Origin of the sequence: Trinickia sp. (genome assembly GCF_035492435.1) — a bacterium.
Classification (GTDB): Bacteria; Pseudomonadota; Gammaproteobacteria; order Burkholderiales; family Burkholderiaceae; genus Trinickia.
The window spans coordinates 1-26,144 of record NZ_DATJJF010000138.1; the positions used below are offsets into that span (position 1 = coordinate 1).

A 26,144-nucleotide genomic window follows, 5' to 3' on the forward strand; every position below is an offset into this window, starting at 1 on the left:
GCCAGAATGCGATACACCTCGCCGCGGCGAACCTTGGAGATACGGTGTGGGTCGAGCCAATCGTCGTTATGGACGAGCAGCCGCAGTGTCTCGAGCCCAATCAAAATCGGCCAAAGGCAAGCCAGCCTCAGCCGCACCGACCACGCCGAAATGGAGAGGGCATAAGCCATCGCTGCCCGAAACTGCTCCAATGCAATGCCGACGAGCTCGAACATGAGCGGTCTCGCGCGCACGGAAGCATCGGGCGCAAGCAAATCTGAAGGCGTCAATCCGTAACGGCCGAGCATCGCAGCCGGGAGATAGCAGCGACCGATGCGCAGATCCTTCGCGCAATCGCGCAATACGTTCGTCATTTGCAACGCCTGGCCGAACCGCACGCCGCGCGCCATCGCTTCGGCCCTATCGCCGGCAAGCGTGCCGGGCGCATGCGCATACGTCATCGTCGTCCAGAACTCGCCGACGCACCCCGCGACGAGGTACGTATAGTGGTCGAGCTCGTCATATTCGGCAAGGGCTGCAAGGCGCCCCGAGCGCTCGTCGGGAAACGTGCGCAAGTCGAATTCCATGCCCGTCGTCAGCGTCGTGACGATATCGCGCACGGCGTCGCGATCGCGCTCCTCCAATTGCACGAGGACCTCGAGCGCCGGGCCGAGCGATTCGAGCAGCACTTTCTCGTCGGACTGCGTCTGCCGCGACGCCACTTCCACAGAAAGGCGCTGCGCGAATGCCTCGTTATCGCGAGCACCATTGACCTGCGCGCGCAGCTCCAAAAGTAGGGCTAGCCGTTGTTCCGGATCGATCAGCGTCGTGTCGGCTATCGTGTCGGCCGCGCGCGCCAGCAGATAAGCAAGGCCAACGGGGTCGCGCATGCCCTTGGGCAAGATGCGCAGCGTCAGATAGAACGAGCGTGAAACGCCCTTCAATAACGGGCCGAGCAGGAACGCCCGGTCGGAATGTCGCATGGGTAGAGTCAACTCGAGTCGAATGAATGCAGTGTTGCGGATTGTATCTGGGTCGAGCGTGGACGCGGGCAGCGACAGCATTCGCATGTACGCATCGGCGTGTGCTTGAATTGCGTCACCCACTTTCATGCGGTGCGTCGGCAACCCGGTTCCCCCTGCGGGCCAGCCTTCGGCTTCGACGCGAAAAATGGCCTAAAACAAACCTTAAGCAAGACGGCGATGTCTTTCCGTTTCAATGCTCGCCGCCTGTTTGTCGTCTTACATTTGTCGTCTACGGCCCCGAAAAGTCGTCCATGATCGCATTGGCCAACGCCGTCCTCATTTTGCACGCCCTCCTGGTGCTGTTTATCGTCGGTGGGCTCGCCGGCGTTTGGATCGGTGCTGCGCGCCACTGGCGCTGGGTCCGCGAACCCACCCTCCGGCTCACGCATCTTTGTGCGATCGGCGTCGTAGCCCTGCTCGCGATCGCCGGCATCTCATGCCCGCTTACGGTCATCGAAAGCCAGCTCCGTCACGGTACCACTGGCTCGCAAGGCTTCATTGCATACTGGTTAGGACAACTTATTTATTACCACTTCCCGCCATGGGTCTTTACGTTGGCTTATGCACTCTTTGCCTTGGTCGTGCTCGCGACGTGGCGGCTCGTTCCGCCATGCAAGCATCGGCGGCATAGATAGCGCTTCGCGGACTTCGTCGCCCAGCTAGACCCAACCTGCTTTGCGAAAGCGGAACCAAAGGAATACATCGATTGCCAACATGACCGCGAGACAGATCGGATAGCCATATGCGAAGTGCAGTTCCGGAATCTGCTGGAAGTTCATTCCGTAAATGCCCGCAATCATCGTCGGTACCGCGAAAAGAGCGGCGAACGCACCCAAGCGCTTCGTCACCTCGTTTTCAGCCAGCGAAATCATTCCCAGATTCACCTGGATTGCCGTGACGATCATGTCGCGGCGTCCGTCGACGGTGCGCATGATGCGGTCCAGATGGTCATAGACGTCCCGAAAGTAGGCCTGCATTCCCCCGCAGACTTGCGGAATTCGTCCCCCCATCAGCTTGGCGACGGCGTCGAGCAGCGGTGCAATATGATGCTCGAGCGTGACGAGACGACGTTTCACCGAATAAAGATCCTCAATGATGAGGCGTGATTCCGCGAGACGATGCCGCTCGAAAATGCGCTCCTCGGTCTGCTCCAGCTCAACGCTCAGTGCCTCAAGAATCGGCAAATAGCCGTCAACGATGTGGTCAATCAACGCATACAGTACAAAGCCCGAGCCCTGCTTCAGCAGCTCCGGCTCACGCTCGCAGCGGGCGCGGACCTCCTGAAAGCCATGACGGGTACGGTTGCGCACGGAGAGCACGTAGTTCGGCCCGACGAATACGTCGACTTCCCCAAGTAGCAATTCATTGTGCTGATCCTTTTCTATCGTGTGCAGCACTGCGAAGAGCGACTCACCGTACTCTTCGATTTTCGGCGATTGATTTTGCGCGACAACGTCTTCAACGGCAAGTTCGTGTAGACCAAACTGCTGTTTCATCGCCTCCAGTTCACTGGGCTCAGGGTCTTTCAACGCGACCCAAACAAGGCATTCCGGCCGCAGCAGGTAAGCGCCGACCTCATCGATCTTGATAGCACCCAGTCTCTGACCGTCTTGGTAAGCCACGCAATTGATCAACATGTTCGTTGCCTTTTTGCAAGGAATGAAACGCGCTTCGCTCATGGCACACCCGGCGTCCGGATTACAAAGACGCCGCCGAGCCGCAAACGCAACATGCCCTTTGAAAAACACTCAGCAGAATCGCACATTGCCGTGAGATTCCGGTGCCATAGCATACCTTCGAGCCGCACGACCGACGGTCAGCGAAGATGCCCAATGTTTGCTCTTTCTTGCCGCGAATCGACGCCTAAAATCAAGATCAGCGTAGAGCGGCGGATGCACAAAGCGTCGATCCACGCCTGCTTGTCGGCGACAACCGCGCCGCATCGTCGGTAATATGATTGACACCGCCCGTCTCGGATAATGGACGTATGCATTTTCACCGTCTGGGAGACTGCGATGGACAAGCAAGACTCGCAATCCGATGCCGAACTCCTTGCCGAACGGCAACGCCGCTTCGAGGAGGATCTCGTCGATGCGTACGACGAAGAGTTGGAAATGGAGGTGGATGACCTCATCCTGGATGGCTCCGCGGCCTTCACGCCGGAAGCGCGCAGCTTGCGCAGGCATTACTTCCGGGAACTGTTTCGACTGCAGGGCGAACTCGTCAAGCTGCAGGACTGGATCATGCAGACAGGGCACCGGCTCGTCGTCATCTTCGAGGGGCGTGATGCGGCGGGCAAGGGCGGCGCGATAAAACGAATCACTCAACGGCTCAATCCGCGTATATGCCGCGTCGCCGCGCTTCCCGCGCCCAGCAACCGCGAGCGCACGCAGTGGTATTTTCAGCGCTATGTCACGCAACTCCCCGCGGGCGGAGAAATGGTGCTGTTCGACCGCAGCTGGTATAACCGCGCAGGCGTCGAACGCGTGATGGGCTTTTGCACTGATGAGGAGTACGAAGAATTTTTTCGGTCGGTGCCAGAATTCGAAAAGATGCTGGTTAGAAGCGGCATCCAGATTCTCAAATATTGGTTCTCGATTACGGACGAGGAGCAGGAGATTCGATTCCAGGCACGCATTCAGGATCCGCTTAAACAGTGGAAACTGAGTCCGATGGATCTCGAAAGCCGACGCCGTTGGGAGGCTTATACGCAAGCGAAGGAAGTGATGTTGCAGCGCTCGCACATTCCGGAGTCCCCGTGGTGGGTCGTACAGGCGGTCGATAAAAAGCGGGCGCGCCTGAATTGCATACATCATCTGCTGAATCAGGTTCCGTACCGGGAGGTTGAACGTCCGTCGATCACGCTGCCGCAACGCGTGTACAACGAGGACTACATCCGTCAGCCCGTTCCGGCGGAGATGATCGTGCCGGAGATCTACTGATACTGATCAAAGCGGATTACGTTTCCATCCGAGCGTTGTGGCGAGCGCGAGTGGCAAGAGCAATGCCAAGCCGAATAGTCGGCAGTATGTTGACCAGCGAACACCCAACAGGCATCGCCATTTGATCTTTCACGCGGGACGGCACATATATCGAGGATGGAGCCATTCTCGAACGGGCCTGTGCCTCTCGCAGCGACGACCCAGCCGTTCCCATGTCGACGATGCGGCATGGCACTTCAGGCGGATAGCACCCGCTGCCCACGATGCGGGCGGCCGGCACTGCCGCGGTTCCGCGAGGGCGCGAGCCCTACGCAAGCCGCGGGTTCGAAATCGCCTACTGCGTCCGTCGCGCAAGGCGCTAAAAATCGGACAGTCGCGCCGTCTGCAACGCTGCTGATGCAGCTTGGCGCCGCGTTGCCGCGCCGCCTCACCGCCGCGGACCCGAACGGCGCGAGACGTTGGGGGCTTTCGCCAGGCACGGCCGCGATTTTGTTTGGGTTCGCCATCGCCTTCGGCGCTTTTGTAGCGATTACAGAAAGGGAGCAGGCGGCGGACGCATGGGACGGCGCCCACGTCAGCCGTTATGCCGGCCCGGGCGCCGGCGCTACCGATCCGTACACAAAGCAGGACACGAATCGCGAGACAAGTGGGAGCCCGCCCACTTCGACGTCCGCGTTGCCGTACTCGGAGCCCATGATCGCGGTGCTTCAGCAACAAATCGACAGCGCGCGCCAGGACGGTGCGGACAATGCCGAACGCCTGAACCGCATGAACGCCGGCGCGACACAGCGCGGCCCCGCGACATCCGGCGCGGTGCGCTCTAGCCCCATGACGGCATCACACGCGCCCGATCCGGAACGTCGCATAGCGCGCGCACCCAAGTCGAGCGCAACGAATCAACCGACCGCATCGTTATCTCTGCCGCCGAAAATTGCGCAAGCGCAGACGACAAAGTCCGACGCGCCGACGAAGCGCGCGAGCGAAAAAGGCGAGGGAGCGCGTACCCTGTCGGCGCCCTCCGTGGGCATGCACGACAGGTCATCTGCGATTGCGCCAACACCGTCCGTTGTACCGCCCACCGTATCGCTCCCTACTCTCTCAATTGCCCCAAGCGCGGTGTCGACGCACACTGCGCCGGCCGTCCCCGCCTCGGCATCGACGCAATCTTCCGCCCCACGGCCCAATCCCGCGCCGACAGCCGTCTCGGAAGCAACGGCGCATGCGCGAGCCAGTCGCCCGGCCTCCCTAAGCACGTCCGCCGGTGAGCCACCGCGTACTTCGAGCGTTGTGCACGAAGCGTCGCCGACGCCGAAGCCCGCAGTAGCCCCTCACGATTCCGCCGCAGCCGTATCCGTTCAGACGCCGAAACCGCACGGCGCACCCACCCATTGCACTGGCGAAAGCGCTTCGGCATGCGAGAAGGTGACACCGGTCAGCGATTCCAAAACGCAGACACACACGTATGACGCAGGCCCGCCCAGGACGGCCCGGACTGCACAGAAGGCAAGCACGGCTCAGAACAAGGTAGCGGTAGCGCCTCGTGCGTCGACGAAGCGAGAAAGTGCCAACGCTCGCCCCGTACAGCGCCATGCGTCGGTGAAGCCTAAAAGCGAAAGGCACCACCCGAATCATCGACCACTTGGGGAGACCGCCAAACGTGCGCCAGGTACTGGCACGCCGCTTCTTTCCGATCTGCGGCGCCCGTGGCGTTTCAACATGCCGCAGGACACGCCACGTGTCGAGCTCCGCCAGAAGCAGCTCGACATTTATCGGAATTGATGTCCGGCGGCATTGCGACGTCAAAGCGATCGCGGCGCCGTCTGTCGAAGCCCGCCCGGCACCGGCGCAGACCCGAACAGGCTTACGCTTGGCGCGCTTGACGTCCTTGCTCGCGAATCTGCGCGAGCGTTGCATTCGGCGTGCTGACCTCCTGTGGCACGCGAATGTCGATCAGCGCAGGCAGCCCACTTTCGATTGAGCGCTCAAATGCCGGAAGAAATTCGGCAGTCCTGACAACCGTTTCCCCATGCGCGCCGAACGAACGCGCGAACGCCGCGAAATCCGGATTCGTGAGTCCCGTGCCATGCGGGCGGCCAGGATAATGCCTTTCCTGATGCATCCGAATGGTCCCGTAATGGCCGTTATTGACGACGATAAAGATGGCGTTGAGCCCGTATTGCATCGCCGTCGCGAGCTCCGCGCCGGACATCATGAAGCAGCCGTCGCCGGCCAGGGCGACGACCATGCGCTCCGGATAGCAAGCCTTCGCAGCAAGCGCAGCCGGCACGCCATACCCCATCGCACCGCTCGTTGGCGCAAGCTGCGTCTTGAACTGCCGATAGGGAAAGTGGCGATGCAACCAGATGGCATAGTTGCCCGCGCCGTTGGTAACGATCGCGTCAGCCGGCAGCCGCTCGCGCAGTTGCGTCATGATTTCGCCGAGCTGCACATCACCCAGCATCGGGCGCGGCCTGCGCCATTCGCGCAGTGCGCGATGTGCTTCATCGGCGCTGCCAGCCCAGGGAAGCCGCGCGCGCGGCGTGAGGGCCGTGAGGGGCGCGACGAACTCGGGCATACCCGAGACGATCGGCAAGTCGGCGGCATAAACACGGCCGAGCTCCTCAGCGCCCTGATGCACATGAACGAGCGTCTGCTTCGTCTTCGGAATGTCGAGCAACTCATAACCGCTCGTCGTCGCTTCGCCAAGGCGGGGCCCGATCGCAAGCAGTAGATCGGCGTCGCGGATGCGCTGCGCGAGCGCGGGATTGATGCCGAGTCCAACATCACCCGCGTAGTTGGGATGCTCGTTGTCGAACGTATCCTGGTAACGGAATGCACAGCTGACCGGCAGTTGCCATTGCTCAGCAAAGCGCTGCAAATCGGCACACGCTTTGGCAGTCCATCCACTTCCTCCCACAATCGCGATGGGCTTCTTCGCGGTGTCGAGCATGTCACGCAGTCGCTCGATCTGAGCGGGTGCCGGTGCGGCCGCGACGCGCTGATACGGCGGCGCGGCACTCATGGCCGGGCATGGATCGGATAGCACGTCTTCCGGCAGCGCCAACACGACGGGACCCGGCCGGCCTGAGCACGCCGTGTGGAATGCGTGGCTCAGATATTCGGGGATGCGGCGCGCATCATCGATCTGCGCGACCCACTTCGCCATCTGCCCGAACATGCGCCGATAGTCGATTTCCTGAAACGCTTCGCGATCGAGATGCTCGCGCGCGCATTGACCAATGAAAAGGATCATCGGCGTCGAATCCTGAAACGCCGTATGCACGCCGATTGACGCATGAGTCGCACCGGGGCCGCGCGTGACGAACGCAATGCCCGGCCGGCCCGTCAGCTTGCCTGTCGCCTCGGCCATGTTGGCCGCCGCCGCTTCATGCCGGCAGACGATGGTACGAATGCGCTCGGTCTCGTCGTAAAGCGCATCGAGCACGGCCAAGAAACTTTCACCCGGCACGCAAAAGAGACGGTCGACGCCGTGCGCAAGCAAAGCGTCGACGATAAGACGCGCACCGGTGGTGCTGACGGAATCTGCGGCGTTAGGCATAACGTGGCGACCTCCTGTCTCGCGGTAGGGGGAAGATGCGACGAACATGCGGCGTCGACAGAATACGCCTCGTGCGCAGGGCCTGTCATCGGTTGCCTGATGCGCGCGAAGGTTCCCTCAAGCGGGCATCGGCGAGTGCACTGTGACCCTCGGCGTGGAACCGAGAATTTTCGAGTGATGGCAAGGCCTGGGTGAGCCTTAGCATCACTTTACGCGGCAAGGGAAATTCCGTCGCGCGTCACTCATTCGATAAATACGGAGAAAGAATGCCGATCGACTATGGTATGCACCACGCTGCTTTGGCTCGCATGGCGAGGAACGGTGTCGTAGGGCTGCGCGATATGGCCGAGAAGGACATCGATTACAAGGAGGCCGCGTTCAAGCGATTCGTTACCCTTTGCGAGCCGCGCGCCTCGGAAGGTCAAGCCCGACGATTGTTCGACGGCATGGTTCAAGTGCTTCAAGAGGCCCGGCTTACGATCAATTTCGATTCGTCGAAGTGGTTCGGTCAAGCCAATAGTGCCGGCCGTTACTCGAATATGTTCGAGAGAATTGTCGGACCGAGCACCAGCAAGAACACCGTTGGCCAGTTACGCGAAAGAAATACCGTCGAAAAGCGGATGATGGATTTTGGCGGCCAGGCCACACGGCCACTCGCGCCTCCAAACGCCCAGCACATTCAGAAGGTCCTGGCCTACTACGGCGATACGGGAATTGACCGCCACGGGCTTCCCACGTCCAATAGCTTTGACCCATCTGTGCGTCCGCGCTATGGCGCTGTCGACTTTGGCTACTGCAGGTTCGGTGCAGCGGGCGATCATCGCTACGGCCATTCGTTTTTCATACTCAAAGAGCACGTCAAGCACAACGCAACCTACACCCATACGGATTCGTTCAAGGTCGAAGAAGATCTTGCCAAACGCCGCGCCGAATACGGGGGACGGGCCGTATCGCTCCACGATGCGACGGCCACTTACTTTCAGTTGGAGAAAATTCTGCTTTATTGCACGCCGTCGATGTTGCAAAACATCTATGACTACGCGACAGGCCGCAAAGAGCGAGGCAAGGAGAATGCGCTACCTGTCGATACAACGGCTCACTGGGTGAACTACCTCGAATTTCAGGCGCATTCGGAGATCGAATTCCATCGCGACGTCGAAGCGATGGTCCTGTACCGGCCCGAAACGCGAGCAAGCCGTGGTTATGTCGGCTATCAAGCCGAAAAGCGCGCGAGGGAGTTCGCACAACGCAACGGCATCCCCCTCAAGGTCATCGAATACGATCCGGCCGTGCAGTTCAAGCGGGCATAGCTGACACCGTACAAGCGGGGCATAGCCGGCATCAACACTCGACGATATTGACGGCCAACCCGCCCCGCGACGTTTCCTTGTACTTCGTTTTCATATCGGCGCCCGTTTCGCGCATCGTCTTGATGACCGAATCGAGCGAGACGTAGTGACTGCCGTCTCCACGCAGCGCCATACGCGCCGCATTGACGGCTTTCACTGCGGCCATCGCGTTGCGCTCGATGCAGGGGATCTGCACCATCCCGCCGACGGGATCACAAGTCAGCCCCAAGTTGTGCTCCATGCCGATCTCGGCCGCATTCTCGACTTGCTTCGGTGTGCCGCCCATCACAGCAGCAAGCGCGCCCGCAGCCATCGAACAGGCCACACCGACCTCGCCCTGGCAGCCGACCTCTGCCCCTGAAATCGATGCATTGAGTTTGTAGAGAATCCCGATCGCAGCAGCCGTCATCAGAAAATCGATGACGCCCTGCTCGTTCGCACCCGGGACAAATCGCGTGTAGTAATGCAGCACGGCAGGAATGATGCCGGCCGCGCCGTTGGTCGGCGCCGTGACCACTCGCCCGCCGGCAGCGTTCTCCTCGTTCACGGCGATGGCATAGAGATTGATCCAATCGACCATCGAGAGCGGATCGCGCAAGCTCTGCTCCGGATTACCCGACAACGCGCGGTAGAGCTGCGGCGCGCGGCGCTTCACCTGGAACGGCCCCGGCAATGTACCGTCGGCATCCGGATTGTTGATGCCACAGCCGCGTGCAACACACGACTGCATGACGTCCCAGATTTTCAAAAGACCGACTCGCGTTTCTTCATCCGTATGCCAGGTACGCTCGTTTTCCCACATCAAGGTGGCAATCGATTTTCCCGTCGATTCGCACAAAGCGAGCAATTCGTTGCCGCTGCGAAACGGGTGAGCAAGCTGCTCGGCCGCCGACAGCACTTTGGTGTTCGGCGCGCCGGCAGTCACGACGAAACCACCGCCCACCGACAGATACGTCGTCTCACGCAGCATCTCCCCCGCCGCATTGAGCGCGCGCAGCTTCAAGCCGTTTGGATGCTCGGGCAACGCCTGGCGATAGAAGCCGATGTTCTCCTTCGGCACGAAGGCGATCTCGTGCTTGCCAAGCAGCGCAAGGCGCCGAGAAACACGCACCACATCGAGCTGTGCGCCGATGGTGCCGGGATCGACCGTGTCGGGCGCCTCGCCCATGAGACCGAGCATGACCCCGCGATCGGTGCCGTGTCCTTTGCCGGTTGCGCCGAGCGAACCGTAAAGCGCGACCTGCACCGAGGTCGTCGATGGCAGCAGGCCGTCACGCTCGAGCCCTTGCACAAAAAGCAGCGCGGCCCGCATCGGCCCCACCGTATGCGAGCTCGACGGACCAATGCCAATTTTGAACAGATCGAAAACGCTGACTGCCATGCCCGCTCCGGAAAGCCCTGAGGATTAAAGAAAATAACGCTTCGTCATAGCGTGCGCTCAACGCGCTGGTAAAGGCAAGCACACAGCGAGCCAGTCTGGCGGCGTCGGTGACACCCGCAATGCGGTGGGCGCATAGCGGCCCGACAAGCGTGCAGCGAGGTGAAAAAGCTCGGCGGAGTCTTGTGGATCCCATTGGCTGGAAACGTCCGGCGCACTCGTCTCCCGTCGGGTTACATCGCGCGGCACAGGCTCACTCGCTTGGACAAACTCCTTCTGCGTCTTCTCTCCAAGCGCATAAGGCTGAAGCCAATCGAGTGCCAGCGCGAGCGATGCGCCATCCTTGCCGCGCTCGTTCAGCCAATTACGGTTATGCCGACGCGCGGCCAACGCAGCAACCACGAGCGGCTCGAGATCTTCGGTCACGTCATGCAGCACGCCGCGCTCGGCAAAATCGACAGTCGCCCCATCCGGCAAGACGTTGTTGCCGATCTGCTCGACGAAAAGTCGCTGCGCCGTGTTGATGAGCTTGCGATCGTCGAGCGTGAAAGCCGACATCGCGATCAGCTTCACGCGATGACTCTGCCCTTTATCGCGAAACGTGCCTTTAAGCGGACGCGGCTCGGCATCGATGCGCTCGACATAGCCGTTGGCAAGCGTCGCGATGAACGCCGTCGTCGCATTGCGTGTCTTGACGGGCAATGCGCTCGCCGTCAAGTCGTAGGCGATGATGAGCGAGTCCAGGTGCGTTTCGTCGATCGGGTTGTACGTCGGCTGATAAGTTGTCGCCCACGCGAACAAGAAGCGATCGACAAGCCGCAAATATCGCTGGTCGCCCGTGGCACGCCAAACGAGCGCGGCATCGCGCATCAAGTCCAGATCCTGGTTCCCTTCAACGCGCTTGTCGTCGGCCCCCTGATACCGCGACTTCTCGGTGGAGAGGCCGGCTAGCGGGTTCGGCGCATCGCCGAGCTTGCCGGCGACTTGCCGCATGAGTGTCTCGATGGCGGGCGCCGCATTCGTGCGCTCGCTCGACTGCAGCGCGGGCGCCGCGCAAAAGTTCATGGCGGCGCGCGCCGCACCGAACGGTGCCGCCGCAGCCACGCAGACGAGCAACGCCAGCCAAGGCGACGCACGCCTGCCCGGTTCACGCCAGTATTGTCCAACGGGTTCGCGGACTGTGCCCCCGTTCGCCGTCCGCACCTTTCGCACCATGCCCTCGCTCCTTTTCTACGCTCTAGCTTGTTCGCGGTGTCAGATGTTAGCCGGTATTCGCTCCAGCGGCGCATAAGACAACGGGAAAGGGCGCGAGGCGCGCCGTCCGCATGAAGCGGACGGGGCGCCGGGGATAAGAGCAGTGCGAAGGTCTGTCACGCGTACTCGGAAACGGGCACGCACGAACAGAAGAGATTGCGGTCCCCATAAGCGTTGTCCGCACGGCCGACGGGCGGCCAATATTTCTTCTCGGCAACTGACGGCAACGGGTAAGCCGCCTCTTCGCGCGAGTACGCATGCGCCCACTCGTTTGCCATGACGACGGCCGCCGTGTGCGGCGCATGCTTGAGCGGGTTGTCCTCGCGGTCGGCACGCCCCTCCTCGACAGCACGAATCTCCTCGCGAATGGCGATCATCGCTTCAATGAAGCGATCGAGTTCCTCCTTCGATTCCGATTCCGTCGGCTCGACCATCAGCGTGCCGGGCACCGGGAAGCTCATCGTCGGTGCGTGGAAACCGAAATCCGCGAGGCGCTTTGCCACATCGTCCACGGTGATGCCGCTTGCGTCCTTGATGGCGCGCAGATCGAGAATGCACTCGTGCGCGACGAGGCCGCCCTCGCCCGAATAGAGAACGGGGTAATGCGGCGCGAGCTTCTTCGCGACATAGTTCGCATTGAGAATCGCGACCTCGGTAGCCGCCGTCAGGTTCTTTGCCCCCATCATCGCGACATACATCCACGAAATCGGCAAAATCGACGCCGACCCGTAAGGCGCTGCGGACACGGCACCGATACCGTTCTCGGCACGGCGATATCCCGACGACGTCTGGTTCGGCAAAAATTGCGCGAGATGCGGGCCGACGGCAACCGGGCCGACGCCCGGTCCGCCACCGCCGTGCGGAATGCAAAACGTCTTGTGCAAATTCAGATGTGAGACGTCGCCGCCAAAGTGCCCCGGCGCGGTGAGGCCGACCATCGCGTTCATGTTTGCGCCGTCGACATACACTTGCCCGCCATGCGCATGGACGATCTCGCAGATCTCGCGCACGTTGCGCTCGAAAACGCCATGCGTCGACGGATACGTGATCATGATCGCCGCGAGCTGACTCGCGTGCTCGGCGGCCTTCGCCGTAAGGTCGTCGATATCGACATTGCCCTGCGCGTCGCAGGCAACGACGACCACCTTCATGCCGGCCATGTGCGCCGACGCGGGGTTCGTGCCATGCGCGGAGGCCGGAATGAGGCAGATGTCGCGATGGCCTTCGCCGCGCGATTCGTGATAAGCGCGAATAATCAGCAGTCCTGCATATTCGCCTTGTGAGCCGGCGTTCGGTTGCAGCGAGACCGCCGCATATCCGGTGGCCGCGACGAGCATCTGCTCGAGTTCATCGATCATCTCGCGATAGCCCACCGTCTGCTCAGCCGGCGCGAACGGATGAATGCGACCGAACTCCGGCCATGTAACGGGCAGCATTTCCGACGTCGCGTTGAGCTTCATCGTGCACGAGCCGAGCGGGATCATCGAGCGGTCGAGCGCCAAGTCCTTGTCCGCCAGGCCGCGCAGATAGCGCAACATTTCGGTTTCCGAATGATGCCGGTTGAAAACATGATGCGTGAGGTAAGCACTGGCACGCAGCAGCGATGCCGGCAGCGGCGCGGCTTCCCCCTCAGGGCCAGCCGCTGCCGCGCGCAACAGCGCGGCGTCGAGCACCTCGATGTGCGGCACGTCGATCGCGCCAGCCGCATTCGCGAAGACATTGAGCAGATCCGCGAGGTCGCCCCGCGTCGTCGTTTCGTCGACCGATACGCCGACGCGCGAGTCGCTGACGCGGCGCAGATTGATGCGCAGGCGCTTCGCCGCCTCGTGCACGGCCGCCGTGCGCGCGCCCGTTTCGATCGTCAGCGTATCGAAGAACGTCTCGTTGACGACAGCGTAGCCGAGCTGCCGAACGCCCGCTGCCAGCAATGCCGCTACGCGATGCACGCGCAGCGCGATCGTCTTGAGACCGTGCGGGCCATGATAGACGGCATACATGCTCGCCATGATCGCGAGCAGCGCCTGTGCCGTGCAGACGTTCGATGTCGCCTTCTCACGACGGATATGCTGCTCGCGCGTTTGCAACGCGAGACGCAGTGCCGGCTTGCCCTGAGCATCGACAGTCACGCCAACGAGGCGGCCCGGCATCTGCCGCTTGAACTCGTCGCGCACGGCGAGATACGCCGCGTGCGGGCCACCGAAGCCGACCGGCACGCCGAAGCGCTGCGAGTTGCCGACAGCCACATCCGCCCCCCACTCGCCCGGCGGCGTCAGCACGGTCAATGCGAGCAAATCGGCCGCGACAACAACATGGCCGCCTGCTGCATGAATCGCTTCGGTGATGGCGCGATAGTCGCGCACATGGCCTTCGACGCCCGGATATTGGAGCAGCACGCCAAACGCGTTGGATGCGGCTGCGGCATCCGCCGGGCCGACCTGCACTTCGATGCCGACCGGCTGCGCACGCGTGCGCACGACTTCGATCGTTTGCGGCAGGACATCGTCGGCGACATAGAAGATGTTGGACTTCGGCTTGCCGGTGCGCTGCAGCAACGTCATCGCCTCGGCCGCGGCCGTCGCCTCATCGAGCAGCGAGGCGTTGGAGATCGCAAGACCGGTCAAATCCGTCACCATCTGCTGGAAGTTGAGCAGCGCTTCGAGACGGCCCTGTGAAATCTCCGGTTGATACGGCGTATACGCCGTGTACCACGCCGGGTTTTCAAGCACATTGCGCAGGATGACTGCGGGGGTGTGCGTGTTGTAGTAGCCCTGGCCGATGTACGAGCGAAATACCTCGTTCTTGTTCGCGAGCTCGCGCAGCGCCGCCAGCGCTTCGGCTTCGCTCTTCGGCTGTGCAAAGGGTCCAAGCGGAAGCGTGTCGGTACGCCGGATCGCCGAGGGGATCACCGCATCGATGAGCGTGGCGCGCGACGCGAATCCCAGCGTGTCGAGCATCGTTTGCTGATCGGCGGCGTCCGGGCCGATGTGTCGCTCGGCGAAAGCGTCATGCACTTCCAGTGCGGCGAGCGAAAGTGGGGTGCGGTTCATCAGGCGATCCGGGTTTTCGAGCTTCATTTTGGCGTATTCGGCGTAGGGCGCGGCCAGGCCGGTCAGGCACGGCCGCGCGTGCGGTGACGAAGAAGATCAGTCGATGAGCTTCGCGTAGGCAGCAGCGTCCAGCAGCTTGTCGGTCGAAGCGTCCGGCGCGAGCTTGATCTTGAAGAGCCAGCTTGCGTACGCATCGCTGTTGACCGCGTCGGGCGTATCGACGATCGACTCGTTGACCGCGACGACCTCACCGGAGACGGGCGCATAGATATCGGATGCAGCCTTCACCGATTCGACGACGCCAACTGCATCGCCGGCCGCAACCGTCTTGCCCACTTCAGGCAATTCGAGAAACACGATATCGCCGAGCGTGCTTTGTGCGTGATCGGTGATGCCGATCGTCAGCGTGCCGTCGCCTTCCGCGCGCAGCCACTCGTGTTCGTCTGTGTACTGCAGGTCGGCTGGAACGTTGCTCATGTGATGCTCCTGAAAAGGGAAAATTCGAATTAAAGGGGACGCGCACGCCATACAGAACCGTGCTGCGTTGCGCCGAGGCGTCCCTTGTATCAGTCAGTCGTGTCAGCCAGTCGCGCCCAGCGAGGGCAGCGAACGAATGCCATGCTTCAATCGCGCGTAGCGGCGCTTATGCAGCAAGCACTTTTCCGTTACGCACGAACGGCAGTTTTACCACGCGTGCGTTGACAGCTTTGTCACGGATCAGCACTTGCACGGTATCGCCCGGCTGCACGCCGTTCGGCACGCGCGCGAAGGCGATCGATTCTTGCATCGTCGGCGAAAACGTGCCGCTCGTAATTTCGCCAAGGCCGGCCGGCGTCTGAACTTGTTGATGTGCACGTAGCACGCCAAGCGCCTTGCCGTTCTCCTTTTGCAGGATCAGACCGACGAATGCACGCTGCGAGCCGTTCGCTTCGAGCGCGGCTCGACCGACGAAATCCCGTGGCGCCGACAAATCGACCGTCCAGGCGAGCCCTGCGTCGAGCGGCGAGACGACTTCGTCCATATCCTGCCCGTAGAGATTCATGCCGGCTTCGAGACGAAGTGTGTCGCGCGCGCCAAGACCGCAGGGCGCCACACCGTGCTGTCGCAGCGCTTGCCAGAGCGCGTCGACCTGCATGGCGGACACGATGATCTCGAAGCCGTCCTCGCCCGTGTAGCCCGTGCGTGCGACGGTCAACTCGCCAAAGGGCGTCACGCCGACGCGCGCCGCGTTGAAAGGCTTGAGCGGTTCAGTCGCCTGCTGCACGGCCGGCACGGTTGCCCACACTTTCGCACGTGCGTTTGGACCTTGCACGGCGACGATGGCAAGGTCGCGGCGCGGAGCAATCGCAAGGTCGAACCCGCGCTCGGCGTTCAGACGATTGAACCAGGCGATGTCTTTTTCGGCCGTGCCCGCATTGACGACGACACGGAAAAAGTCCTCAGCGAAGTAATAGACGATCAGATCGTCGATCACACCGCCTTCATCATTGAGCAGACACGAATAAAGCGCGCGACCCGGCGTTTGCAGCTTGCCGACGTTGTTAGCGAGCGCACACTCGAAAAATTCGCGCACTCGTGCTCCGCTGAAATCGACGGCGCACATATGCGAGACGTCGAACATACCGGCATCGCGGCGCACAGCGTGATGTTCGTCGATCTGCGAGCCGTAGTTGACGGGCATGTCCCAGCCGCCGAAATCGACCATGCGTGCGCCGAGCGCACGATGGGTTGCGTTGAGCGGGGTACGTTTCAAATCGGTCATAGGAGCCTCGGCGCGCTAAAGGTTCGCGAAAACAAAAAAGGGCCATGCCGATCGAATGCGCGCCGACACGATGCGAGCGCGATTACGATGCATAGCCCCTCTGTCCTCGGTACCTGAGAGATTGCGCCGATTCGAACGATTGTCTTTCTTTCCGTTCGTCGATCGGGCGCGCGCCCCTTCGGTGGGCAGCCTGCCGGGCTGTCTAATCGACTTGGCCGTTGGCTACTGCCGCTCTCCAGAGTACGAAAAGCCTTTAAAAGTGCTTTTCGACGCAGCCGGTCCTTTTGCCTGAGAGTTTGTGGGTGTGCCCCTTCGGCGGCATGCGCTACCGGCTCCCCCGGTCTGCACACGCGCTCTCCCGACGCGTGCGCGCAATTTACGCGAGGGTGAGTGGCTTGTCAAACGGATGGCACACCGCTCGGGGCCCCAAGAACATCGAGCCACTGCCGGTGACCGACAGTGGCTCGATATCGATGCTACCCCACGCTGTTTCTCAGGGCTTATACCCGTCGTTGAGCGTTTTGATGAAAGCGATGATGTCGTTGATATCCTGATCCGACATCGACAAAGGATCGCCAGGCTTTCTATTGAACGGTCCGTCGGAGGTGTCGATGTTGGCCTGATACTTCACCGGAAGATCGTCGTACTTGATCGCTTTGCCTGACGCATCGCGCGAATAGACCTTTTCCGGTTCGAGATCGCGGAAATTGTAGAAATCCATCACCTGCTTGAGCGTGTGATAGATGCCGTTGTGGAAGAACACTTCACGCGAGGCCGAATTGCGCAGCGTCGGCGTGAGGAACATGCCGCAATACTGCGTCTGGGTGGCGAGGTCCTTACGGATGGGCCCACAGATACCCAGGTCGTGATAGTTCGGATCCTTGTTAGCCGGAAGGGCCGGATTACGCGGCACACCCAACGCTTCGTACTGGGTGTCGGTGAACACCGGCGGCAGTCCGTCCGGGCTCGGCTGGCTCAAGTGGCAGCCTGCGCAGTTCGCTTTGTTCGGATCGTTAAAAAGACGCAAGCCGCGCAGTTCCGCAGACGTGAGGCGCGCCTTGCCTTGGAGCCAGTAGTCGTACTTGCTGCTGAATGCGTGGAAGGAGGACTCTTCGAGCTGATATCGTCCCAGCGCGAACATCGCTTCGCTCAGCAACAAGTCGGGGTGGCTGACGATGCCCTCGCCGAACAGCTTTTTGAACTGATCGATATAAGCCGCATGCTGCAGCTTGCCCGCGACTTCGTCGGCGCTCGTGTTGGCCATCTCCACCGGATTGAGCATCGGCTCGATCGACTGGTTCTGTAAGGAGTCGGCGCGGCCGTCCCAAAAGAGGCCTCCTTGGGGAACCATCGCCGGCGCGGCGGGCGTGACGTCGGCGCTTTTCACCGCGCGCTGTGTGCCGATCGCCGCCGATGCCTGATCCGCAATGCTGACAGGTGTATCGGTCTCGCCCGCATCGGGCCCGATGCTGAACGGCGCCTGCCGATACAGGTAGGCTAGCGAAGGAGGCGGACGGTAGCCAGGCAGGTTCAAATGCGGACCGCCGAGTTGCACCGGAAACTTTCCGATCGGCCCATAGCCGTGATCGGGGTTATGACATGAAGCGCATGACTGTTGACCGGACGCGGAGAGCGACTTGTCGTAGAACATCTCCTTGCCGATCAGCGCAACGGCGCTCAGCGGCTGCACGGGAGGCAGCACGAGCTTGACCGGATGGGCATTGGCACCCGTCACGTCCTCGACGATCTCACCGATTCGGTCGGGCATGCGCTCCGGATGAATGAGCGCATAAGTGCAGGAACCGCCGAGTGCAAGCAGCAAAGCAACCCAAAGGGTACCGCGCAAGGTTTTGCCGGTTGCTGACGTAGGCGAGACGGAGGTGGCGTCCGGGTGAACGTTCATGATGAGGACGTCGATTATCAAAACGACAAGAAGCGAAATCGAGCCGTCATGACGCCCGGCTCGATCATGATTTTTGCCCGCGGCCCCGACATGTATCGGAGCCACGGGCGAGCAGGATCAGGTCCTTGAGGGCACTGTCCTACGTGGCCAATGATTACATCGACGACGGCGAAGTCGAACCCGCAGGCGGCGCGGACAACACCGTGCCCTGGTTCGGGTCGAGATACAGCGGCGGGTTGTTGCCACCGGTCGCCGAGAAGTCGAACAGGTTCATGATGCTGCCAGCGTTGGCATCGAACGAACCGCCGCCGATACGCTGACCGCCGAGCCAGTTGTCTTCGATGAACTTCACAACCGAAGCCTGGGTGATCGGCGTGCTATCAACGAAGTTTGCCTTCGCGTACGGCGACACGACGATGAACGGGGTACGGGTACCCGGACCGCAGCGGCCGTTGATGAGGCCGCCGCTGACACCCTGCGGCTGAACCGCGCCGGTAGCCGTACATTGGCCCGGGCCGTTCAACTGGTCGTAGCCGGTCAGCGTCTGCCCGTTGATCGTCTGCTGTGAAGTCGAATCGAACGAAGAGCTCGTCGGCGCCTTGTAGGCGTGGTCGTACCAACCGTCCGAATCGTCGTAGGCGATGATCACCGCAGTGTTCTTCCAATCAGGCTGCTGCTGAAGGAAGTTGATCACATTGGTGAAGAACGTCTGCTCGTCGAGCGGATCCGAGTTACCCGGGTGGCCGTCTTCGATCGCGGGCGCCTTCAGGAAGCTAACCGACGGGAATTTGCCGGCGGAAACCGCAGCATAGAAGTCGTTGATGTCGTACTCGTGGTGCACCGGAGTCGCCGTATTGTCGAGCGGATCCGTCATGCCGATGTATTGCGTGCCACTCGGGCGCGTGTGCTGCGGGTTCGCCGTGGTCGTGTAGTACTGGAACCAGTTGTGATGCTGCACGTAGTCTGCCTTCGTCGTCATGAGCACGGACGAGTACGTGGAACGTTGACAATTGGTGGTGCCGTTGGCGTTGGTGAGGCCCAGGTTGAAGCCGCCCATGAAGCCGCCCCAGGTCAGGCCCTTCGCGTTGAGCAGGTCACCGATGTTCTGGCCTTTCATCGTGGCAGTCGCGCCCGAGCTGCAAACGTCGCCCGTCGGATCGGCGTCGCCCACGAGCGTCATGCTGCCTGCGCCGTCGTTGATGGCGCTGGTCGTCGTGCCATTCGAGATCGTGGCGCCGTTGTTCTGGCCGGAAACGACTTCCAATGCGCCCGGCGTCGACGGGCCGTACGTATCCGTGTAGGCGTTTTGGTTCATCGCGAAGTGCTGTGCATAGTTCCACAGCGCGGTCACGGTGTTGCCGTCGTAATAGCCGAGCACCAGGCCCTTGGTGCCAAACTCGCCCGTGCTGCCAGAGCCCGCTGCGCCCGTGAAGAGCGGGAAGGCGTCCATGGCGCCGTTGTCGTAAGCAAGCTGCTCCGGCGTGTAGCTGTGGTTCATGCTGACCGTGGCGGCCTGCGAGCGGTCGAGGCGGAACGGCACCAAGTTGGCCGCCGTCAAGCCCGTGCCCGCGTACGTCACGCCATTGACCGTCTTGCCCATGGCGTTCGGCGACGTCGGCAACGCATTCGGGTTCGTCGTGATCAGGCCGTTATTGAGCAGGTTATTCACGGACGGAGTGTTCGGAAGCGCTGTGAATGCCGGCTCGCCTTCCGCGTTCACGGCCGTCGGATACGTACCGAAGTAGTGGTCGAACGATTCGTTCTCGCTAAAGATGACGACCAAGTGCTTAATCGGCGTTGCGGTGGCCACGGCATCCTGCACGCTGGCGGTCGGCGTCGTGGGAGCCGTCGTCGACGCGGTCGTCGACGATCCGCTGTTGCCGCAAGCGCTCAGCGCAAAGATTGCGGCCGCGACAGGAATCGGCAAGAGTTTGGTGTAGGACATTTGTCAGATTTTCTCAATTGTCAGTTCAGCATTTCCTGCGTGGTTAATCGCAGAAAAACACCCCTGGGTGACTTGTAAGTGCTGCAGGCGCGGTTGCTTACTTCCGATGTGCCTCCGAAGCCGGCGCTCATTGTCAGATCCCCGTATGAAACTGCGATGCAATATCACTTACTGAAATGTTCAGAAACATTTCACAAACCTTTAATAAAAACGAAATGACAAGCTGACCGACAGCCGGTGCCAGGGCCCATTCCCGCGTGCGCTCCTGAGCAATCATCTGTACGCATCGAGACAAGTTCCTATTATTTCGGCCGCTTACGCTTGACCGTGGCCATGCGCCACATCGCATCGGGCGAACCTACTAAGAGGGGAATTTAGGAATGCAAACCAACTTCGTCGTAAGCAGTGGCGGCTCGCCGCGCGATGGTCTCCTGCGCCACTCCCGCGAGTTCATCGTCGGCGCGGCCTGCGTAGTGGCGCTCTTCATGACGGGACATGCGCAGGCGGCCACGACCGCAGCACCGGCCGAGTGCAAAGCGCTGCAGACCAAGTACCCCCAGTTCAAGGGCAAGACGCTCGTCAATGCGATCAACCCGCATACGCCGGGCTACGAAGCGCTCGACCCGAATGATCCGAGCAAATACGTAGGCTTCGATATTGATCTCGGCGAATCGATCGCCGACTGCCTCGGCTTCACGATGACGTACAAGTCGGTAACGTTCCCCGCCTTGCTGACCACGCTGCAAAGCGGTCAGGCCGATATCGTCATTTCGGATATCTACGCCACGGAAGAGCGCGCGAAGGCGGCGGACTTCATCACTTATTCAAAGGTGTTCGACGGCGTGCTCGTTGCCAAGGGCAATCCGAAGAAGATCACGGGTATCAATCCGTCGTTGTGTGACGCCACTGCCGCGGAAAACACCGGCTACGTCGAAGTGCCGTTGATCCAGAATCTGGCTGCGGCCTGCCAGAGCGCAAAGAAGCCGGTCGCGCAGATCCAGCTCTACGACAACAACGCAAACGCCATCCAGGCGATCCTCGCAGGTCGAGCCGACACTTACATCAACGATGTCAATACCGTCGACGCAGCCGTGAAGGCTTATCCGGACAAGCTCGACAAGGCAAGCGCGGTCACACTGCCCTACTCGGTCGGCATCGCCGTGCCGAAGCAAAAGCACGATCTACGCGATGCCGTGATGGCCGCACTTGGTGCGATCCAGAAGGCGGGCATCCAACAGAACCTGCTGAAGAAGTGGTCGCTCCCTGCTGAGAACCTCGAATCACCGAAGCTGATCGTCTCGAACTGATGGAACTGTTTCTTCATTACCTGACGATGCCGTACTTGCTGCACGGCATCGTCTTTAGCATCGAAGTCACCGCCCTCGGTCTCGCGGGCGGTCTCATCCTCGGGCTCGTGCTCGCCTCCATGCAGCTCAGCAAGTTCGGGCCATTGGCGGCGATTGCGCGCGCATATACGATCATCTTCCGCGGCACGCCGCTCATTCTGCAACTCGTGTTCGCGTACGACGCGCTGCCGCATCTCGGCCTTAAGCTCAGCGCGATCGCGGCGGCAGGCTTGGCGCTCGCCGCGAACGAAGCGCCTTTCATCGCGGAGATTCTGCGTGCGGGCGTCCTCGGCGTCGAGCGCGGACAGCTGCTTGCCGGTCAGGCACTCGGCATGACGCCCACGGTGCTGCTGTGCCGTGTGATCGCCCCGCAGGCGATTCGGACCATGGTACCCGCGCTCGGCAACGAAGCGGTCAGTGCCCTCAAGAACTCGTCGCTCGCCTCGGTGATTGCAGTGGACGAGCTGACGTTGCGCAGCACACAACTCGCCTCCTCCACGTTTGACTTCTTCTCGATTTTCTTTGCATCGGGCTTGATGTATCTCGTGTTGACGGCCGCCATTGCCATCATTCAGTTGATCGCGGAAGCGGCACTCGATCTCGATCGTAAGTTCTCCGAACGATTCGCGGCTCTGCTGCCGTGGTGCGCGAAACGCGATGCCGAGGGAGAGGCCGCGGCACCCACGAGTACGCCCGCTTCAACCGCTTCACTCGCGTCTCGCGAGGCAGCTAGCGAAGCGGCGTCCTCCGCCGTCGAACGGTCGAACGCCGGGCGCGCAAGTCGCCAGCAAGATCTCGCCAAGCAAAGCGCGTCCGTCACAGTGACTGGACTCGTCAAGCGCTATGGCAAGCAAACGGTGCTCGACGGATTCGACTTGACCATCCGCGAAGGTGAGGTCGTAGCATTGCTGGGACCGAGCGGATCGGGCAAAAGCACGTTGCTTCGCTGTATCAATCACCTTGAGGGTTGGGACAAGGGAGAAGTGCGTGTCGGCGGTCGACGGTTGGGCGTTCGCGTCGACGGCCGGCCCATGACGCAAGGCGACATTGCCAATGAGCGCGCGAGCGTCGGCGTGGGCATGGTCTTCCAGCACTTCAATCTGTTCAGTCATCTGACAGCTTGCGAGAACATCGCGGGGCCGCTGCGCTGGGTCCACGGCGTACCTGCCGCCGAAGCGGAGCGCCGCGCGCGCGAATTGCTCGAACGCGTTGGCCTCGCACATCGTGCCGATGCGCTGCCGCGCCATCTGTCGGGCGGCCAGCAACAACGGGTCGCCATCGCGCGTGCGATTGCCCCGAACCCGCGCGTACTCTTGCTGGACGAGCCGACTTCGGCGCTCGATCCCGAGCTCGTTGGCGAAGTCCTGGAAGTGATCCGCCGACTCGCCATCGAGGAGCGCCTGACGATGATCATCTCCACACACCAGTTGCGCTTCGCCGATCAGGTCGCCGACCGCGTCGTCTTCATGAGCGGCGGGGTGGTCGTCGAAGATGGGCCCGCGCACGACGTGCTCACGCACCCGAGCCATCCGCTCACCGCGCGCTTTCTCAACGTGATGGGCGCGGACAGCCGCTTCGAGATGGCCACCTGAACGCAGCGCGCGCCGCTGCTTTGGCCACAAAGCGGGCCCAAAGCGCCGCACGGCTCGCGCCCAGCCGATCCTATCGCACCCGCGTGGCGCCTCTCGCGCCACGCAGTTCAATCACGATCAAACCAAGACCAAGGCGAACACGACGATGAAGCATCACAAACTTCCCGTATCGGCGGAAACGGTCCATTGGGGCTATTTCAGCAAGGAGGTCGCGCCGGCATTGACGATCCGCTCGGGCGATCGCGTAACGATCGAAACGCTGACTCATCACGCCAACGACGACTACGAGCGCATGGTCGCCGGGGACCCCGGTGCCGAGAGCGTGTTTCACTGGACTCGCGAGCACAAGGCCGTGCCGCGCCGTGGCGCAGGTCCGACCGAAGGGTTCAAGCTTGGCAGCGGCGAAGGGATCGGCGTGCATGTGTTGACGGGCCCCGTCGCCATCGAGGGCGCAGAGCCTGGCGATGTGCTCGAAGTACGCATTCTCGACGTCCGGCCGCGCCCGAGCTGCAACGCGTGCTATGCGGGCCGCTGCTTCGGCTCCAATGTCGCCGCATCGTGGGGCTTTCATTATCGCGATCTCATCGAAGAGCCGAAGCCGCGCGAAGTCGTGACGATTTTTGAGCTCGACACATCGGGCGAGCCTGTTGCACGAGCCGTCTATAACTACGTGTGGACACCGCAGACCGATCCGGACGGCGTCGTGCACTCGATGATCGACTACCCCGGTGTGCGCGTCGATCACTCGATCATCAAGAAGCGCGAGAACATCCTCTCGAACGTGTCCGTGCCCGCGCGTCTGCACTTCGGCACGATGGGCGTGGCGCCCGCCGAGGCCGACTACGTCAGCTCCAATCCGCCCAGCTATACCGGCGGCAACATGGACGATTGGCGCGTGGGCAAAGGCGCGCGCATGTATTACCCGGTTGCCGTTGACGGCGCCTTCTTCTCGGTCGGTGATCCGCATGCGGCACAGGGCGACAGCGAGCTCGGCGGCACGGCCATCGAAACGTCGCTCACCGGCGACTTCGAATTTGTGCTGCACAAGAAGAACGATCTCGGCGGCACGATCCTCGAAGGCTTGACTCATCCGATGCTCGAAACCGACGACCAGTGGTCCGTCTATGGTTTCACGTATCCGAACTATCTTGCGGAGCTCGGCCCCAACGCACAGGTCGAAATCGCGCAACACTCGAGCCTCGACAAGGCGATGCGCGATGCGTTCCGCAAGTTGCGGCGCTTTCTCATGACCGTCCATCGCTTGAGCGAAGACGAGGCGATTGCGCTTATCTCGGTCGCGGCGGACTTTGGCGTGACGCAGGTCGTAGACGCCAACTGGGGCGTGCACGGCTCCATTCGCAAAAACGTGTTTGCCGACTGGGCGAAGCAGAAAGACCGGTAAGCGCTCTAATCGCGCACTTCGACGTGCCAGCGCGGTGCACATGCGCAAATTCGGCGCATGTGCACCCATGATGGCGCAGCTCGGCATCGACATAGGGCACGAAACACCGTCCATGGGTGCCCCGCCCCCATGGCGTAAAGGTTGCTTAGGGAGCGATCCCCGCCGCTTTGGTGCACCCTGTCAGTCAGCCAACGGCATCGCGACAGGGGCACCGCTCAAGCAGCGCATCGCCGGCCATCTCCCTGGAGCACACGTTGGATGCAATGCGTCGTTTTACGACCGAATCCTATCCGGAGCGCGAACGGCTTTCCGCCTGGTGCACAGCGCTGGAAACGGTAGGCGTGCGCACTCGCACAGCGGCATTCGCACGGCCTCTGCACGGCACGATCGAATCGCTTACTTCGATTGGTGGCTTCGAGTTGACTGTCATCGCGTCACTCGGGCAGACCATTGAATTCGCTGCCGTACCCGCCGAGGATGTCACGGTCGCCCTGTTGCTGGCGGGCGCCGCGACCTTCCGCGCCGCCGACGGCGTGTGCGAGCCGCTTAGCGACAACGATCTCATATGCGTGCCGCCGCACGCACAGGCATCGATTGCATTCCAATCGGACTTCCGCCTCTTCGTCGTGCGTGCGCCACGTTCAGCCATGGGCAGACGTCTTTTTGCCGCGTCTTCGATGCATGCCGGCCGCATTGGCGGCGATGCCGGGCTGGGTCACGTCCTGGCGGCATTTCTTGGCTCGATCGGCGCAAGCCTCGATACCCTCGAAGCCGAAGAACTGCGCCCGCTGGAGCTCGCGCTTGCTGAGCTTATCGTGGCGAGCCTGGCCACACATCGGTGCGAGACTGATGTGGCACGCTTGACGCCAGCTCAGGCCGCCCTCTTCGCACGCGTGTGCCGCAGCATCGACGCACGGCTCGGCGATTCGTCACTGAGTCTCGCCTCGATCGCTCAGCAAGAGCGTGTCTCCTCCCGCTATTTGCAAAAGCTATTTGAAGCGGCAGGGCAAAGCTTTTCGGCTTACCTCAAATCGCGCCGCCTCGAACGCTGCCGCGCGGAGCTCCTCGATCCGCTCTGCGCGAAGATGTCGATCTCCGACATCTGCTTTCGCTGGGGTTTCAACGATCCTGCCCATTTCAGCCGCACGTTTCGCGAGCGATACCGGACATCACCGCGCGCATTTCGCCACGAAGCGAGTCTCGAGCTTACGCGTCAACTCGTCGGACGCATCTCGCGCGGGCAACCCTCGCAAGCGGAAACGCGGCCCACGCCACGCAGCACACGATCTGCCGGGGACGTCGACGGGCAAGCGGTGATGCTCGTCGATTCGGACATCGAGCTGGCTGCTGCGCGTCTCGAAGCGAGCACCGGCAATGGCAAGCGCACAGCCCGCGGGGCCAGCCGGCCGCGCCATCACTTGCTGCGAGCCACAGCCAACACCGTGCACTGGGGTTACTTCTCGCATGACCTCAAGCCGGCGCTCGAGGTCGATAGCGGCGATACGGTGACAATCGAGACACTGACACAGCACGCTGCGGACGATTGGTCACGGATGGTGACGGGCGACGCGGGCGCCGAAAGCGTCTTCCACTGGACCGCCGAACACAAGAACGTCAATCGACGTGGTGCAGGCCCGATCGATGCCTCGGTCTATGGGCGC

The 26,144-nt window shown here is 61.7% G+C and carries 17 protein-coding genes and 2 riboswitches; of the genes, 7 read left to right on the forward strand and 10 right to left on the reverse strand.

The features are described 5' to 3' along the window. Positions 1–962 (reverse strand): phytoene/squalene synthase family protein (locus tag VL598_RS10600; RefSeq protein WP_325326671.1); only part of this gene is annotated, 962 nt, incomplete at its 3' end. A gap of 293 nt (positions 963–1,255) precedes the next feature. Between VL598_RS10600 and VL598_RS10605 the strand changes: the two genes are divergently transcribed. Next, entirely contained in the window at positions 1,256–1,639 is a 384-nt protein-coding gene (locus tag VL598_RS10605; protein ID WP_325326672.1) for a DUF2784 domain-containing protein, read from the forward strand. A gap of 24 nt (positions 1,640–1,663) precedes the next feature. Here VL598_RS10605 and corA read toward each other — a convergent pair whose 3' ends face one another. Beyond that, a complete protein-coding gene (corA, locus tag VL598_RS10610) occupies positions 1,664–2,641 on the reverse strand; it encodes a magnesium/cobalt transporter CorA (protein WP_325326673.1) in 978 nt (325 codons plus the stop codon). Between the two features lie 378 nt (positions 2,642–3,019). Here corA and ppk2 point away from each other — a divergent pair, with 378 nt between their 5' ends. Beyond that, positions 3,020–3,946, forward strand: coding sequence for a polyphosphate kinase 2 (gene ppk2 / locus VL598_RS10615; protein WP_325326674.1), 927 nt, complete (start codon positions 3,020–3,022; stop codon positions 3,944–3,946). A gap of 1,861 nt (positions 3,947–5,807) precedes the next feature. On the opposite strand, the gene VL598_RS10620 is transcribed toward ppk2, so the two are convergent. Beyond that, positions 5,808–7,505 (reverse strand): thiamine pyrophosphate-binding protein, encoded by a 1,698-nt coding sequence (locus tag VL598_RS10620; RefSeq protein WP_325326675.1) that lies wholly within the window; start codon positions 7,503–7,505, stop codon positions 5,808–5,810. Positions 7,506–7,771: 266 nt separating this feature from the next. Here VL598_RS10620 and VL598_RS10625 point away from each other — a divergent pair, with 266 nt between their 5' ends. Then, a complete protein-coding gene (locus tag VL598_RS10625; protein ID WP_325326676.1) occupies positions 7,772–8,815 on the forward strand; it encodes a DUF3626 domain-containing protein in 1,044 nt (347 codons plus the stop codon). Positions 8,816–8,846: 31 nt separating this feature from the next. Here the strand turns inward: VL598_RS10625 and VL598_RS10630 are convergent, their stop codons facing one another. The 7 genes from VL598_RS10630 to VL598_RS10660 all read right to left on the reverse strand — a co-directional run bounded on the left by VL598_RS10630 (position 8,847) and on the right by VL598_RS10660 (position 20,143). Continuing rightward, entirely contained in the window at positions 8,847–10,235 is a 1,389-nt protein-coding gene (locus VL598_RS10630; RefSeq protein ID WP_325326677.1) for an L-serine ammonia-lyase, read from the reverse strand. Positions 10,236–10,292: 57 nt separating this feature from the next. Beyond that, the gene (locus VL598_RS10635; RefSeq protein ID WP_414718696.1) at positions 10,293–11,447 is read right to left on the reverse strand and encodes an alginate lyase family protein; all 1,155 of its coding nucleotides are present in this window, start codon (positions 11,445–11,447) and stop codon (positions 10,293–10,295) included. A gap of 155 nt (positions 11,448–11,602) precedes the next feature. Beyond that, positions 11,603–14,560 carry an aminomethyl-transferring glycine dehydrogenase gene (gene gcvP / locus VL598_RS10640; RefSeq protein WP_325326678.1) on the reverse strand — a complete coding sequence of 986 codons (2,958 nt, stop codon included), beginning with the start codon at positions 14,558–14,560 and terminating at the stop codon, positions 11,603–11,605. A gap of 69 nt (positions 14,561–14,629) precedes the next feature. Further along, positions 14,630–15,010, reverse strand: coding sequence for a glycine cleavage system protein GcvH (gcvH, locus tag VL598_RS10645; RefSeq protein ID WP_325326679.1), 381 nt, complete (start codon positions 15,008–15,010; stop codon positions 14,630–14,632). Positions 15,011–15,176: 166 nt separating this feature from the next. Beyond that, the gene (gene gcvT / locus VL598_RS10650) at positions 15,177–16,295 is read right to left on the reverse strand and encodes a glycine cleavage system aminomethyltransferase GcvT (protein WP_325326680.1); all 1,119 of its coding nucleotides are present in this window, start codon (positions 16,293–16,295) and stop codon (positions 15,177–15,179) included. Between the two features lie 90 nt (positions 16,296–16,385). After that, positions 16,386–16,544: riboswitch (glycine riboswitch) on the reverse strand. A gap of 16 nt (positions 16,545–16,560) precedes the next feature. Further along, positions 16,561–16,666, reverse strand: a riboswitch (glycine riboswitch). A 122-nt stretch (positions 16,667–16,788) separates the two neighbouring features. Continuing rightward, the gene (locus VL598_RS10655) at positions 16,789–18,198 is read right to left on the reverse strand and encodes a cytochrome-c peroxidase (protein ID WP_414718697.1); all 1,410 of its coding nucleotides are present in this window, start codon (positions 18,196–18,198) and stop codon (positions 16,789–16,791) included. Between the two features lie 154 nt (positions 18,199–18,352). Next, a complete protein-coding gene (locus tag VL598_RS10660) occupies positions 18,353–20,143 on the reverse strand; it encodes an alkaline phosphatase family protein (RefSeq protein ID WP_325326681.1) in 1,791 nt (596 codons plus the stop codon). A gap of 380 nt (positions 20,144–20,523) precedes the next feature. Between VL598_RS10660 and VL598_RS10665 the strand changes: the two genes are divergently transcribed. The 4 genes from VL598_RS10665 to VL598_RS10680 all read left to right on the forward strand — a co-directional run. Beyond that, positions 20,524–21,450 carry an ABC transporter substrate-binding protein gene (locus tag VL598_RS10665; protein WP_325326682.1) on the forward strand — a complete coding sequence of 309 codons (927 nt, stop codon included), beginning with the start codon at positions 20,524–20,526 and terminating at the stop codon, positions 21,448–21,450. Further along, positions 21,450–23,081, forward strand: a complete 1,632-nt coding sequence (locus VL598_RS10670; protein ID WP_325326683.1) for an amino acid ABC transporter permease/ATP-binding protein — start codon at positions 21,450–21,452, stop codon at positions 23,079–23,081. The genes VL598_RS10665 and VL598_RS10670 overlap by 1 nt, the downstream gene beginning before the upstream one ends. Positions 23,082–23,226: 145 nt before the next feature. Then, positions 23,227–24,483, forward strand: coding sequence for an acetamidase/formamidase family protein (locus VL598_RS10675; protein ID WP_325326684.1), 1,257 nt, complete (start codon positions 23,227–23,229; stop codon positions 24,481–24,483). A 263-nt stretch (positions 24,484–24,746) separates the two neighbouring features. Continuing rightward, a partial coding sequence (locus VL598_RS10680) for a helix-turn-helix domain-containing protein (RefSeq protein WP_325326687.1) occupies positions 24,747–26,144 on the forward strand: 1,398 nt, incomplete at its 3' end.

Bases quoted from the DNA above. Each gene is read 5' to 3' on its own strand.
- VL598_RS10605 (WP_325326672.1), top strand. From the start codon at position 1,256: ATGATCGCATTGGCCAACGCCGTCCTCATTTTGCACGCCCTCCTGGTG.
- corA (WP_325326673.1), bottom strand. From the start codon at position 2,641: ATGTTGATCAATTGCGTGGCTTACCAAGACGGTCAGAGACTGGGTGCT.
- ppk2 (WP_325326674.1), top strand. From the start codon at position 3,020: ATGGACAAGCAAGACTCGCAATCCGATGCCGAACTCCTTGCCGAACGG.
- VL598_RS10620 (WP_325326675.1), bottom strand. From the start codon at position 7,505: ATGCCTAACGCCGCAGATTCCGTCAGCACCACCGGTGCGCGTCTTATC.
- VL598_RS10625 (WP_325326676.1), top strand. From the start codon at position 7,772: ATGCCGATCGACTATGGTATGCACCACGCTGCTTTGGCTCGCATGGCG.
- VL598_RS10630 (WP_325326677.1), bottom strand. From the start codon at position 10,235: ATGGCAGTCAGCGTTTTCGATCTGTTCAAAATTGGCATTGGTCCGTCG.
- VL598_RS10635 (WP_414718696.1), bottom strand. From the start codon at position 11,447: ATGGTGCGAAAGGTGCGGACGGCGAACGGGGGCACAGTCCGCGAACCC.
- gcvP (WP_325326678.1), bottom strand. From the start codon at position 14,560: ATGAAGCTCGAAAACCCGGATCGCCTGATGAACCGCACCCCACTTTCG.
- gcvH (WP_325326679.1), bottom strand. From the start codon at position 15,010: ATGAGCAACGTTCCAGCCGACCTGCAGTACACAGACGAACACGAGTGG.
- gcvT (WP_325326680.1), bottom strand. From the start codon at position 16,295: ATGACCGATTTGAAACGTACCCCGCTCAACGCAACCCATCGTGCGCTC.
- VL598_RS10655 (WP_414718697.1), bottom strand. From the start codon at position 18,198: ATGAACGTTCACCCGGACGCCACCTCCGTCTCGCCTACGTCAGCAACC.
- VL598_RS10660 (WP_325326681.1), bottom strand. From the start codon at position 20,143: ATGTCCTACACCAAACTCTTGCCGATTCCTGTCGCGGCCGCAATCTTT.
- VL598_RS10665 (WP_325326682.1), top strand. From the start codon at position 20,524: ATGCAAACCAACTTCGTCGTAAGCAGTGGCGGCTCGCCGCGCGATGGT.
- VL598_RS10670 (WP_325326683.1), top strand. From the start codon at position 21,450: ATGGAACTGTTTCTTCATTACCTGACGATGCCGTACTTGCTGCACGGC.
- VL598_RS10675 (WP_325326684.1), top strand. From the start codon at position 23,227: ATGAAGCATCACAAACTTCCCGTATCGGCGGAAACGGTCCATTGGGGC.